The sequence below is a fragment of the Paracoccus zhouxuedongae genome, assembly GCF_041927815.1.
In the GTDB taxonomy this organism is placed as follows: Bacteria; Pseudomonadota; Alphaproteobacteria; order Rhodobacterales; family Rhodobacteraceae; genus Paracoccus.
This window is the reverse complement of record NZ_JBHFHM010000003.1, coordinates 231,343-244,720: the sequence shown is the minus strand read 5'-3', so window position 1 is coordinate 244,720 and position 13,378 is coordinate 231,343. Positions and strand designations below refer to the sequence as shown.

General features: G+C 65.6%; 10 protein-coding genes. 5 read left to right on the top strand and 5 right to left on the bottom strand.

Annotated features, from left to right (window positions below; genetic code table 11):
* Positions 1-4: 4 nt before the first annotated feature.
* Complete coding sequence (locus ACEYYA_RS05830; RefSeq protein ID WP_374798638.1) at positions 5-778, bottom strand: uracil-DNA glycosylase; 774 nt, start codon at positions 776-778, stop codon at positions 5-7.
* Positions 779-1,006: 228 nt separating this feature from the next.
* On the opposite strand from ACEYYA_RS05830, the gene rimP reads away from it, so the two are divergent.
* Genes rimP through infB form a run of 4 tightly spaced genes read left to right on the top strand, consistent with a single transcriptional unit; the run spans position 1,007 to position 6,401 of the window.
* The gene (gene rimP / locus ACEYYA_RS05825) at positions 1,007-1,612 is read left to right on the top strand and encodes a ribosome maturation factor RimP (protein ID WP_374798542.1); all 606 of its coding nucleotides are present in this window, start codon (positions 1,007-1,009) and stop codon (positions 1,610-1,612) included.
* 3 nt (positions 1,613-1,615) lie between these two features.
* Complete coding sequence (nusA, locus tag ACEYYA_RS05820) at positions 1,616-3,220, top strand: transcription termination factor NusA (protein WP_374798540.1); 1,605 nt, start codon at positions 1,616-1,618, stop codon at positions 3,218-3,220.
* Positions 3,220-3,852 (top strand): RNA-binding protein, encoded by a 633-nt coding sequence (locus ACEYYA_RS05815; protein ID WP_374798538.1) that lies wholly within the window; start codon positions 3,220-3,222, stop codon positions 3,850-3,852. The genes nusA and ACEYYA_RS05815 overlap by 1 nt, the downstream gene beginning before the upstream one ends.
* Positions 3,849-6,401, top strand: coding sequence for a translation initiation factor IF-2 (gene infB, locus ACEYYA_RS05810; RefSeq protein ID WP_374798536.1), 2,553 nt, complete (start codon positions 3,849-3,851; stop codon positions 6,399-6,401). Before ACEYYA_RS05815 ends, infB begins: the two co-directional genes overlap by 4 nt.
* Before the next feature lie 66 nt (positions 6,402-6,467).
* On the opposite strand, the gene ACEYYA_RS05805 is transcribed toward infB, so the two are convergent.
* The 4 genes from ACEYYA_RS05805 to ACEYYA_RS05790 all read right to left on the bottom strand — a co-directional run bounded on the left by ACEYYA_RS05805 (position 6,468) and on the right by ACEYYA_RS05790 (position 9,475).
* On the bottom strand, positions 6,468-6,596 hold the full coding sequence (locus tag ACEYYA_RS05805) for a hypothetical protein (protein ID WP_374798534.1): 129 nt from the start codon (positions 6,594-6,596) through the stop codon (positions 6,468-6,470).
* Between the two features lie 172 nt (positions 6,597-6,768).
* Positions 6,769-7,167 carry a (deoxy)nucleoside triphosphate pyrophosphohydrolase gene (locus tag ACEYYA_RS05800; RefSeq protein ID WP_374798532.1) on the bottom strand — a complete coding sequence of 133 codons (399 nt, stop codon included), beginning with the start codon at positions 7,165-7,167 and terminating at the stop codon, positions 6,769-6,771.
* A 67-nt stretch (positions 7,168-7,234) separates the two neighbouring features.
* Positions 7,235-8,605 carry a bifunctional glutamate N-acetyltransferase/amino-acid acetyltransferase ArgJ gene (argJ, locus tag ACEYYA_RS05795; RefSeq protein WP_374798530.1) on the bottom strand — a complete coding sequence of 457 codons (1,371 nt, stop codon included), beginning with the start codon at positions 8,603-8,605 and terminating at the stop codon, positions 7,235-7,237.
* A gap of 27 nt (positions 8,606-8,632) precedes the next feature.
* A complete protein-coding gene (locus ACEYYA_RS05790; RefSeq protein WP_374798529.1) occupies positions 8,633-9,475 on the bottom strand; it encodes a peptidylprolyl isomerase in 843 nt (280 codons plus the stop codon).
* Between the two features lie 195 nt (positions 9,476-9,670).
* Between ACEYYA_RS05790 and secA the strand changes: the two genes are divergently transcribed.
* Complete coding sequence (gene secA, locus ACEYYA_RS05785; RefSeq protein WP_374798528.1) at positions 9,671-12,385, top strand: preprotein translocase subunit SecA; 2,715 nt, start codon at positions 9,671-9,673, stop codon at positions 12,383-12,385.
* The last annotated feature ends 993 nt before the right edge of the window (positions 12,386-13,378 follow it).

The window sequence follows — 13,378 nt, the reverse complement described above, 5'->3', positions numbered from 1 at the left end:
AGGATCAGCCGCGCAGCCGCGCCTGAATGGCCAGCAGATCGGCCCATGCCTCGCGCTTGGCGGCGGGATTGCGCAGCAGATAGGCCGGGTGCGTCATCGGCATCGCCGGACGCCCGGCCACCGTCGCCCATGTGCCGCGCAGCCGCAGGATGCCGGATTGGCCCAGCAGCGCCTGACAGGGCGTATTGCCCATCATCACCACCAGATCGGGGCCGATCAGGTCGATGTGGCGTTCCAGAAACGGCAGCATCATGGCGATTTCAGCCGCTTCGGGCTTGCGATTGCCGGGCGGACGCCAGCACAGGACATTGGTGATATACAGCGCCGCCTGGGCATCGGGCGCGGCGCGCGACAGGCCGATGGCGGCGAACATGCGATCCAGCAACTGCCCGGCCTTGCCGACAAAAGGCAGGCCGCGGGCGTCCTCCTCGGCGCCCGGCGCCTCGCCCACGATCATCACGCGGGCCTGGGGATTGCCGTCGGCAAAGACAAAGTTGCGCGCGCCCTGCCGCAGTTCCATCGGGTCAAAGTCGCGCATCGCCTGCGCGAGGGCGGCCAGATCGGGTGCAGCGGTGGCAGCGGCGCGGGCCAGCTCCACCGGGTCGGCGCCGGTTTCCGGCAGCAGCGCGGGCGTCTCGACAGGCGGGGGCGCGGCCTCGGGCAGCTTGCGCGGCGTGTCATAGCGGTTCACCGGCGCGTCGCAGATCGGCTCATCCACGCCCCATTCGCGCTGCCAGATCAGCATCGCTGCCGCCGTGTCGGCATCCAGCGCCGCGATCCAGTCATCGGACCACAAGGGCGGCAGATCGGTGATCGTATCGGGTGGGGCGGGTAGCGACATGGCCCCAAGCTAGGGCGCATCGCCGCGCAGGGCAAGCAAGCCTTGCCTTTTGCCGCAAGCGCCGCTATATGACGGCTCAACAGCGGCGCAGGGGTCCACACCTTGCACCACCGAAGGATCTCGACGGGCCGCGCGGCCCGTTTTTTGTTTTTGGAAAGGACCATCATGTCCGACCTGATCGCCAAGACCGCCATCGACCGGCGCATGGCCGACATCATCACCCCGATCCTGACGGATATGGGGTTTGAGCTGGTCCGCATCCGGCTGATGGGGGGCGAAACGCCGACCCTGCAGATCATGGCCGACCGCCCCGACGGCGGCATTACCGTTGACGATTGCGGCGACATTTCGGTGGCGGTTTCCGCCGTGCTGGACGTCGAAGACCCGCTGGAAGGCGCCTACCACCTTGAGGTGTCCAGCCCCGGTCTGGACCGCCCCCTGACCCGGCTGAAGGATTTCGACGCCTGGCAGGGCTATGAGGCGAAGCTGGAAACCAGCGAACAGATCGACGGCCGCAAGCGGTTCAAGGGCGAAATCGCCGGGACCGAAGGCGACGAGGTGCTGATCAACATCGACACCGGCAAGGACGGTGTGCAGACCATCGGGCTGAAGTTCGACTGGCTGACCGACGCCAAGCTGGTGCTGACCGATGATCTGATCCGCGAAATGCTGCGCCAGCGCAAGGACGCCGGCGTGCTGGATGAAACCGCTTTTGACGCGGTGGAAACCGAACTGACCGAAACCGACCAATCCGACACGAAGGAATCGTGATCCATGGCCATTACCTCTGCCAACCAGCTTGAGCTTCTTCAGACCGCCGAGGCCGTCGCGCGCGAGAAGATGATCGACCCCGATCTGGTCATTCAAGCGATGGAAGACAGCCTCGCCCGCGCCGCCAAGTCGCGCTATGGGGCCGAAATGGACATCCGCGTGTCCATCGACCGCAAGACCGGCCGCGCCCGGTTCACCCGCGTGCGCACCGTGGTCGAAGATGAGGCGGTCGAGAATTACCAGGCGCAACTGACCGTGGCGCAGGCCCGCGATTATCTTGAGGCCCCGCAGGTCGGCGATGAAATCGTCGATGAGGTGCCGCCGGTCGACCTCGGCCGCATCGCCGCGCAATCGGCCAAGCAGGTCATCCTGCAAAAGGTGCGCGAGGCCGAGCGCGACCGCCAGTTCGAGGAGTTCCAGGACCGCAAGGGCACGATCATCAACGGCATCGTCAAGCGCGAGGAATATGGCAACCTGATCGTCGACGTCGGCCGGGGCGAGGCCGTGCTGCGCCGCAACGAAAAGATCGGCCGCGAAGCCTATCGCCCGAACGACCGCATCCGCGCCTATGTCAAGGACGTGCGGCGCGAGACCCGTGGCCCGCAGATCTTCCTGTCGCGCACCGATCCGCAGTTCATGGCCGAGCTGTTCAAGATGGAAGTGCCGGAAATCTATGAGGGCGTGATCGAGATCAAGGCCGTGGCCCGCGATCCCGGCTCGCGCGCGAAGATCGCCGTCATCAGCTATGACAACTCGATCGACCCGGTGGGCGCCTGCGTGGGTATGCGCGGCTCGCGTGTGCAGGCCGTGGTGGGCGAACTTCAGGGCGAAAAGATCGATATCATTCCGTGGAACGAGGATCAGGCGACCTTCCTGGTGAACGCCCTGCAGCCGGCCGAGGTCAGCAAGGTCGTCGTCGATGAGGACGCCGGCAAGATCGAAGTCGTGGTGCCGGACGAACAGCTGTCGCTGGCCATCGGCCGTCGCGGCCAGAACGTGCGTCTGGCCAGCCAGCTGACCGGTCTCGACATCGACATCCTGACCGAGGAAGAAGAATCCAAGCGCCGCCAGGCCGAGTTCAACGCCCGCACCCAATTGTTCATGGAGGCGCTGGACCTGGATGAGTTCTTCGCGCAACTGCTGGTCGCGGAAGGCTTCACCAATCTGGAAGAAGTCGCCTATGTCGATCTGGACGAACTGCTGTCCATCGACGGCGTGGACGAAGGCACCGCGCAGGAACTGCAAGCCCGCGCCCGCGACACGATCGAGGCGGCCAACACCAAGGCGCTGGAAAATGCCCGCGCCTTGGGGGTCGAGGACAGCCTGGTTGACTTTGACGGCCTGACCCCCCAGATGATCGAGGCGCTGGCCAAGGACGGCGTGAAGACGCTGGAAGACTTTGCCACCTGCGCCGACTGGGAACTGGCCGGCGGCTGGACCACCCAGAACGGTCAGCGCAGCAAGGATGATGGCCTGCTTGAACCCTTCGGCGTCACGCTGGAACAGGCGCAGGATATGGTCATGACCGCCCGCGTCATGCTGGGCTGGGTCGACCCGTCCGAGCTTGAAGCCGAGGACGAGGCCGAAGCCGACGAGGGTCAGGCCTGATGACGCGCGGCGGACGGGACAAGCTGCGGGACGAAGCGGAACGCCGGTGCATCGTCACCGGCGAGACGCAGCCCAAGGCGGGCCTGATCCGCTTTGCCATCAGCCCCGACGGGTTGGTGGTGCCCGATCTGGCGGGCAAGCTGGGCGGTCGCGGCATCTGGGTTGCCGCTGATCGCGCGGTGCTGGACAAGGCGGCGAAAAAGGGCGTCTTCGCCCGCGCCGCCAAACGCCCGGTGACGCTGCCCGACGACCTGACCGACCTGATCGAGGCCGGACTGGCGCGGCGGGTTGTCGAACTGGTCAGCCTGGCGCGCAAGGCCGGTCTGTCGGTCGCCGGGTTTGAAAAGGTCAAGGACTGGCTGGCCAGTGGCCGCGCGAAGGTGCTGTTGCAGGCGATGGACGGTTCCGATCGCGGCAAGGGCAAGTTGTGGACACCCGAGGGCGGACGCTGGTTCGGCTGCCTGACGGCCAGTGAAATGGGTTTGGCTTTCGGCCGCGATCATGTCATACACGGCGCGCTTTCGGCTGGCGGCCTGACAACCCGTGTTATAGAGGAAGCCACGCGCCTTTCCGGGCTGCGTGGGCTGGACGGCGGTTTGATGACCGCCCGGAAGGATACAGAGACGCAATGAGCGATACCGACGGCAAAGACGGCAAGAAAACCCTGGGCCTGGGTGGCATCGGGGGACGTTCCGGTCAGGTGAAGCAAAGCTTCAGCCACGGCCGGACGAAGAATGTCGTGGTCGAAACCAAGAAAAAGCGCGTCGTTGTGCCCAAGCCCGGCGCCAGCCCCACCGGCGGCCCGGCCTCGGGTGGCCGCGCACCGGCCATGCCCGACCCCTCGCGCCGGCCCGCCGGCATTTCGGACGCCGAGATGGAGCGCCGCCTGGCCGCCCTGCGCGCCGCCAAGGCCCGCGAGGCTGACGAAGCCGCCGCCCGCGAAGCCGAGGAAAAGGCCCGCGAGGAAGAACGCGAACGCCGCCGCGCCGAGATCGAGGCGAAAGAGCGTGAGGACCGCGAGCGCGAGGAAGCCCTGCGGCTGAAGGCCGAAGAGGATGAACGCAAGGCCGCCGAGGCCGCCCTGCGCGCCCAGAAGAAAGAGGACGTGCGCAAGGCCCCCGAAAAGCCTGCCACTCCCGCCGACCGCGCCAGTGCCGAGGCCGCCGCCGCGCGCGCCGAAAAGCCCGGCGTGGGCCTTGGGCCGCGCAAGACCGACCGTGACCGCGACGACCGCGGCGGGCCGGATCGTGGCGACAACCGCACCGCCAAGGGCCGCGACGACAACCGCCGCGCCGGCAAGCTGACCCTGACCGACGCCCTGGACGGCGAAGGCGGGCGCCAGCGGTCGCTGGCCGCGATGAAGCGCAAGCAGGAAAAGGCCCGGCAAAAGGCCATGGGCATGGGCCATCGCGCCGAAAAGCAGGTGCGCGACGTGCAACTGCCCGAAGCGATCGTGGTCAGCGAACTGGCGAACCGGATGGCCGAACGCGCCGCCGATGTCGTCAAGGCGCTGATGAAGATGGGCATGATGGTCAGCATGAACCAGTCCATCGACGCCGACACCGCCGAACTGGTCATCGAAGAGTTCGGCCACCGCGCCGTCCGCGTCAGCGATGCCGACGTGGAACAGGTGATCGACACGGTCGAGGACAAGCCCGAAGACCTGCAATCGCGCCCGCCGATCATCACGATCATGGGCCATGTCGACCACGGCAAGACCAGCCTGCTGGACGCGATCCGCCACGCCAATGTCGTGTCGGGCGAAGCCGGCGGCATCACCCAGCATATCGGCGCCTATCAGGTGACGACGGATTCGGGTGCGGTGCTGACCTTCCTCGACACGCCCGGCCACGCCGCCTTCACCAGCATGCGTGCCCGTGGTGCGCAGGTGACCGACATCGTGGTTCTGGTCGTGGCCGCCGACGACGCGGTGATGCCGCAGACGATCGAGGCGATCAACCACGCCAAGGCCGCCAAGGTGCCGATGATCGTGGCGATCAACAAATGCGACAAGCCCAGTGCCGACCCGCAAAAGGTCCGCACCGATCTGCTGCAACACGAAGTCGTGGTTGAGCAGTTCTCGGGCGAGGTGCAGGATGTCGAAGTGTCCGCCAAAACCGGCAAGGGCCTGGATCAACTGCTTGAGGCGATCGCCCTGCAAGCCGAGATCCTGGAACTGAAAGCCAACCCCGGCCGTCAGGCGCAGGGCGCGGTGATCGAAGCCAAGCTGGATGTGGGTCGTGGCCCGGTGGCGACCGTGCTGGTTCAGCACGGCACCCTGCGCCAGGGCGACATCTTTGTTGTCGGCGAACAATGGGGCAAGGTCCGCGCCCTGGTCGACGACAAGGGCGCCCGCGTGACCGAGGCTGGCCCCTCGGTTCCGGTCGAGGTTCTGGGCCTGAACGGCACCCCCGAGGCCGGCGACGTGCTGAACGTGGTCGAGACCGAGGCCCAGGCCCGCGAAATTGCTGATTACCGCATCCAGGCCGCCAAGGACAAACGCGCCGCCGCCGGTGCCGCCGTCACGCTGGATCAGCTGCTGGCCAAGGCCAAGGCCGATGAATCGGTTGCGGAACTGCCGGTCGTGGTCAAGGCCGACGTGCAAGGCTCGGCCGAGGCCATCGTGCAGGCGCTGGAAAAGGTCGGCAACGACGAAGTGCGCGTGCGCGTGCTTCATTCGGGCGTCGGCGCGATCACCGAATCCGACATCGGCCTGGCCGAGGCTTCGGGCGCGCCGGTGATCGGCTTCAACGTCCGCGCCAATGCCCCGGCCCGCAACAGCGCCAACCAGAAGGGCGTGGAAATCCGTTACTACTCGATCATCTACGATCTGGTGGATGACGTGAAGCAAGCGGCGTCGGGCCTGCTGTCGGCAGAAGTGCGCGAAAACTTCATCGGCTATGCCGAGATCCGCGAGACCTTCAAGGTCACGGGCGTCGGCACGGTCGCAGGCTGTCTGGTCACCGAGGGCGTCGCCCGCCGGTCGGCCGGCGTGCGCCTGCTGCGCGACAACGTGGTGATCCACGAAGGCACGCTGAAGACGCTGAAGCGCTTCAAGGATGAGGTCAAGGAAGTGCAATCCGGTCAGGAATGCGGCATGGCCTTTGAAAACTATGACGACATCCGCAAGGGCGACGTCATCGAAATCTTTGAACGCGAGGAAGTGGCGCGCAAGCTGTAAGCACCACACACAGAACGCAAAAAGGGGGCCGCTGGCCCCCTTTTTCGTGCCTGGATGCAGGGCGCGTCAGGCGGAAACCGGATGGCCCTCGAACAGCCGGTCACCGACCCGCACCAGCATCGTGCCGCTGGCCGTCAGCCCCTCGAACAGGCCCTGCACGGACACGCAGCTTCCGATTGAAATCGTGCGCAACATGGGTGTTCCCTCCCCCTTCCCGAATGATCGCGTTGGCCAAGATTTGCCAAGGTGCATTGCGCATTCAAGCAAAATCTGACCGAAACCGTTCACGGGCCGGGCGCCTGCGACTTTCGCGCTATGGTTGCACCCGAGGAGAGCAGCGGACTGCCCAATTTTCAGGCAAATGCCGCTATAGCCAATCCCGCAGGATCGGGATCAGCGGCAGGTCGGCGGGCGGCATCGGATAGCGCGCCAGATCGCCGGGCTTGACCCAGGCCAGCTTCTGCCCCTCACGCGGGGACGGGATGCCGCCCCATTTGCGACAGACGAACAGCGGCATCAACAGGTGGAAATCGTCATAGCCATGGCTGGCAAAGGTCAGCGGCGCCAGGCAGGAGGACCAGGTCTCGATCCCCAGCTCCTCATGCAGCTCGCGGATCAGCGCGGCTTCCGGCGTCTCGCCCGGCTCGACCTTGCCACCCGGAAACTCCCACAGACCGGCCAGGGACTTGCCCTCGGGCCGCTGCGCCAACAGCACCCGCCCGTCGGGGTCGATCAGGGCCACCGCAGTCACCAGAACCATGCGCATCGCGGCCCCTTCTTCTTGGCTGAAACATCCCGCGGGGGTTCGGGGGCGCGAAGCCCCCGGTCCGCCCTCAGGACCGGTAATCGGCGTTGATGTCGATATAGCGATGCGTCAGATCGCAGGTCCAGACCGAGGTGGCCGCCCGCCCCAGCCCCAGATCGACGCCGATCACCAGCTCGTCCTGCTGCATATAGGCGCTCGCGGCATCCTCGCTGTAATCGGGCGCGCGCCAGCCGTTTTCGGCCAGAACCATGTCGCCGAAGCGGATCGTCAGCCGGTCGCGGTCGGCCTTGGCGCCCGACTTGCCCACGGCGGCCACCACCCGGCCCCAGTTCGCATCCTGACCGGCGATCGCGGTCTTGACCAGCGGCGAGTTCGCCACCGCCATCGCCACGCGCCGGGCATCGGCCTTGGTCGCGGCACCCGTCACCCGCACCTCGACGAACTTGGTCGCGCCTTCGCCGTCACGCACCACCTGATGCGCCAGATCGCGCATCACCCCGGCCAAAGCCTGACTGAAGGCGCGGCCCACGCCCCGGCCGAGGTTAGTGATCTCGGCGGACTTGCTCTTACCCGTCGCCGCCACGATCAGCGCATCCGAGGTCGAGGTATCGCTATCCACCGTGATCGCGTTGAAGCTGCCGTCCAGATGACGGCTGACGGCGCGTTGCAGCAGCTCGGGCGCGATCTTCGCATCGGTGAAGATGTAAACCAGCATCGTCGCCATATCGGGCGCGATCATCCCCGAACCCTTTGCGATCCCGGCGATGCGGATCACGCCGCCCTCGCCCGCGACCTCGGCCATCGCGCCCTTGGGGAAGGTGTCGGTGGTCATGATCGCGCGGGCCGCGGCCTCGATCCCGTCGGGGTCCAGCGCCTCGACCAGGCCGGGCACGGCAGCGACGATCCGGTCATGGGGCAGCGGCTCACCGATCACCCCGGTCGAGGACGAGAACACCCGCCCCGCCGGCATGTTCAGCGCCTTGGCCACCGCGCCGGTCACAGCATCGACGGATTGCTGGCCCGCCGCGCCGGTAAAGGCATTGGCATTGCCCGAGTTCACGACAATCGCCGCGCCCCGGTTGCCCGCGGCCCCTGCGGCCAGCTTGGCCTGGCAATCCAGCACACAGGCGGCGCGGGTCGATGACCGGGTAAAGGCCCCGGCGATGGCGGTGCCGGGGGCCAGACGCACCAGCATCACATCGGTGCGCCCGGCGTAACGCACCCCCGCCGCAGCAGCGGCAAAGGACACGCCCTCGATCACCGGCAGCGCCGGAAAGGATGCAGGCGCCAGGGGCGACACGATGACCTTCTTGGCGGGCTTCGCAGCCGCATCGGGCGCGGCGGGCGCGGCCTCATCCTCGCCCATGCGTGCCTTCAGCTTGTCCAGCTTGGCCCGGAACTTCTTGGCCTTGGCCTTCCAATCGTCCTTCTTTGCCATCGGATCATCCCCCGGTTGCGGCTGCGCTTACTGGTCCAGCAATTCGGTCTTGGTCAGCAGGGCGGGGTCGATGGCCTCGGCGGGCTTTTCGACCTTCGCGGCCTCCATCACCTCGGTCATCTTGGCCTCCATCGCCTGCGATTGCGCCTGGGCGGCCAACTGGTCCTTGACCTCATCAAAGCTGGGCACGGCGGCGTTGCGCACCTCGTTCAGCTTGATGACATGCCAGCCGAACTGGGTCTGCACCGGATCGGACACCTTCCCGGCCTCCAGCTTGCTGACCGCATCCGCAAAGGGCTGCACCATCATGTCCAGCGTGAACCAGCCCAGATCGCCCGAGTTCGGGCCAGACGGACCCGTCGACTTTTCCTTGGCAATCTCGCCAAAATCCTTGCCGCCGTCGATCTCGGCCTTGATGGCCTTGGCCTCGTCCTCTGTCTCGACCAGGATATGCGCGGCATTGAACTCTTGCTTCGGCTCGGCACTGGCGAATTGCTTGTCATAGGCCGCCTTCAGCTGCTCCTCGGGCACCTCGACACGGGCGGCGCGTTCCAGCACGGCACCGGCCAGATAGGCGCGGCGATCCAGCACCAGGGCGACCTCATCACGCTTGGTCTTTTCGCCATCACCCACCTGCGACAGCGCGACCTGACGCACCATCTGATCCAGGATCGCGTCATACAGTTCCTGGGGGGGCATCTGGCCGAATTGCTCTTGCAGGCCCTCACGCACGGCGATCATCTGCGCCAGCGTGATCTGTTCGCCATTCACGGTGGCGACGACGGTTTCACCCGTCACCTCGGCCTGGGCGGGCAGGGCCAGCATCATCGCGGTGGCACCGGCCAGCCAGAAACGGGTTTTCATCGCCATATCGTGACACTCCTGTAATGCGGCTGGCCCGTGCATCGGGGGCCGCAGCGTTGACAGTCTGACGGGGGCCGCTTACATCGCGGTGGTCCTGTGGGGGCCGTCAGGCCTTTGATCGCAGCCGTTCTAGGCAAGCATTGAAGGCCGGGCAAGGCCGCGTCTCACACGAATAAGTCATGCAAGCCAGGCGGAGATCACATGCTGGGCCTCGGAACTATCGCACGCAAGCTGTTTGGCACGCCGAACGACCGCAAGGTGAAATCGGTTCGCCCGCTGGTGGCCCAGATCAACGCGCTTGAGGCCGACTATCAGGCGCTGACCGACGATCAGATCAAGGAACGCACCCAGTCGTTCAAGGATCGCCATGCAGCCGGGGAAAGCCTGGACAAGCTGTTGCCCGAGGCCTTCGCCAACTGCCGTGAGGCCGCGCGCCGCGCGCTTGGTCTGCGCGCCTTTGACGTGCAGCTGATGGGTGGCATCTTCCTGCATCAGGGCAATATCGCCGAGATGAAGACCGGCGAAGGCAAGACGCTTGTCGCCACCTTCCCGGCCTATCTGAACGCGCTGACCGGGCGCGGCGTGCACGTGGTCACGGTCAACGATTACCTGGCCAAGCGTGACGCGGAATGGATGTCCAAGGTCTATGCCGCCCTGGGGATGACCACCGGCGTCGTCTATCCGTTCCAGGCCGATGGAGAAAAGCGCGGCGCCTATCAGGCCGACATCACCTATGCGACGAACAACGAACTGGGCTTCGATTACCTGCGCGACAACATGAAGGGCACGATCGAGGAAATGGTCCAGCGCGACCATTACTTTGCCATCGTGGATGAGGTCGACAGCATTCTGATCGACGAGGCGCGGACACCGCTGATCATCTCGGGTCCGTCGCAGGACCGGTCCGACCTGTATGTGGCGCTGGACAAGTTCATCCCCGAACTGGACGACAGCCATTTCAAGCTGGACGAAAAAGCCCGCAACGCCACCTTCACCGAGGAAGGCAACGAGTTTCTGGAACAGCGCCTGCATCAGGCCGGTGTCCTGCCCGAGGGGCAGACGCTGTATGACCCGGAATCCACCAGCGTCGTGCACCACGTCACCCAGGCCCTGCGCGCCCACAAGCTGTTTCACCGCGACCAGAACTATATCGTCCGCGACGGCGAGGTGGTGCTGATCGACGAGTTCACCGGCCGCATGATGAAGGGCCGCCGCCTGTCGGACGGCCTGCATCAGGCGATCGAGGCCAAGGAAGGCGTCAAGATCCAGTCCGAAAACGTCACCCTCGCCAGCGTGACGTTCCAGAACTACTTCCGCCTGTATGACAAGCTGGGCGGCATGACCGGCACCGCCGCGACCGAGGCCGACGAGTTCGCCGAGATCTACAAGCTGGGCGTGGTCGAGGTGCCGACCAACCGTGGCGTGGCGCGGATCGACGAACATGATCGTGTCTATCGCACCGCCGCCGACAAGTATCGGGCTGTCATCGAGGAGATCAAGGACGCCCATGGCCGTGGCCAGCCGATCCTGGTTGGCACCACCTCCATCGAAAAGTCGGAAATGCTGGCCGAGATGCTGAAGGCCGAGGGAATCCCCCACAACGTCCTGAACGCCCGCCAGCACGAGCAAGAGGCCAAGATCGTGGCCGATGCCGGCAAGTTCGGCGCCGTCACCATCGCCACCAACATGGCCGGTCGCGGCACCGACATCCAGTTGGGCGGCAATGTCGAGATGAAGGTGATGGAGGCCCTGGCCGCCGACCCCGACGCCCATCCCGACGATCTGCGCGCCCGGATCGAGGCTGAACATGCCGATGAAAAGGCCCGCGTTCTGGATGCGGGTGGCCTGTATGTGCTGGCCACTGAACGCCACGAAAGCCGCCGCATCGACAACCAGTTGCGCGGTCGCTCGGGCCGGCAGGGCGATCCGGGGCGGTCGCTGTTCTTCCTGTCGCTGGAAGACGACCTGATGCGCATCTTCGGTTCCGAACGGCTGGATTCGGTCCTGTCCAAGCTGGGCATGAAGGACGGCGAGGCGATCATCCACCCCTGGGTGAACAAGTCGCTGGAACGCGCCCAGGCCAAGGTCGAGGGCCGCAACTTCGACGTGCGCAAGCAGTTGCTGAAGTTCGATGATGTGATGAACGATCAGCGCAAGGCGATCTTCAGCCAGCGCCGCGAGATCATGGACAGCGACGACACGTCCGAGATTGTGGCCGATATGCGCCATCAGGTGATCGAGGATCTGGTCGACACCCATATGCCGCCGAAAAGCTATCCCGAACAATGGGATGCCGCCGGGCTGCATCGCGCGGTGATCGAAGGCATCAACATCGACCTGCCGATTCAGACCTGGGCGGCCGAGGAAGGCGTGGATCAGGAAGCCATCACCGAGCGCCTGAAAGAGGCGACCGACCGCTTCATGGCCGACAAGGAGGCCGCCTTCGGCCCCGAGACCATGCGCCAGGTCGAAAAGCAGGTGCTGTTGCAGATGATCGACACCAAATGGCGCGAGCATCTGGTGACGCTGGAACATCTGCGGTCCGTCGTCGGCTTCCGCGGCTATGCGCAGCGTGACCCGCTGTCGGAATACAAGACCGAGAGTTTCCAGCTGTTTGAAAACCTGCTGGAGGGGCTGCGCGGTGCCGTCACCCAGCGCATCGGCCAGCTTCGCCCGCTGACCGAGGCCGAACGCGAGGAGATGATGCGCCAGTATCAGGCGCAGGTCGCCGCCGCCGACGCCACCAATCGCGGCGCCGCAGCCCCGCCCTCGCCGGACGCCGCCCCGGCACCCGAAGGCCGCCTGGCGGGTTTCGACGAAGCCGACCCGTCAACCTGGGGCAACCCGTCGCGCAATGACCCCTGCCCCTGCGGATCGGGCGAGAAGTTCAAGCATTGCCACGGGCGCTTCGCCTGACACCGACCCAGACAGCCCGCGCACCGACGCGGGCTGTTGTCTTTTGGCCGCCGATCTGGCGGGGCAAGGGCTTGATCCATTGATCAGAGACCGCAATCACCGTCGCCAAGCCGGATTTGTGCAGCGGCGGCAGGGCCCGCCAACACGGCATTCGTGGCAAGTTACGCCCTGCAAGGCAGCCGTAGTGATCGGCCTCCCGCGCGGTGCTGCGGTATTCGCGCGACACGGTGCCGAGCGACCTCGGCACCTGCGAGCGCACGGCACCTTCAAAGCGTCCCCGCGGCAGGGCCTCTATGTACAAGTGTCAGGCATCTTGCCGGGCGCCAAGGCAGTGGGCAAACAAGTGCCAAGCGCCCTCTGCAACCGCCTGCGCACAGCGCTTTCAGATCTTCCCCGCGACAGGGCCATTATGCGCAAGAATTCGGTATCTAGCGGGTTCCAAGGTGGTCGTCGAATATGTGCCGGGTGACCTCGGCACTGGCCAGCACACCGCGCTTTCACAACTCCGCAGCGGCAGATCCTGCGCGCGCAAGTGTTCGTTATCTCTCCGGGTGGCAAGGTAGGCGGCAAACAACTGCGGGGCGACCTCGGCACCTGCCAGCGCACCGCGCTTTCAGAGCGCCCCCGCGGCAGCGCCTTTATGCGCAAGAGATCGGTATTTCGCAGGGCGCCAAGGCAGTGGGCAAACAAGTGCCGAGCGCCCTCTGCACCCACCAGCGCACGGCGCTTTCAGATCTTCCCCGCGACAGGGCCCTTATGCGCAAGAATTCGGTATCTAGCGGGTACCAAGGTGGTCGACGAACATGTGCCGGGCGACCTCGGCACTGGCCAGCACACCGCGCTTTCACAACTCCGCTGCGAGATCGCGCTCACTGCAATGACTCGGACCGCGTTTTTTAGAAACACCTTGTGCAAGGACCGTGTTTTTGCGGCCACTTACGCCCGCAACCGGATGAAACCTTCGTGCGCCTCGTGATCAGGCAACGGGATCAG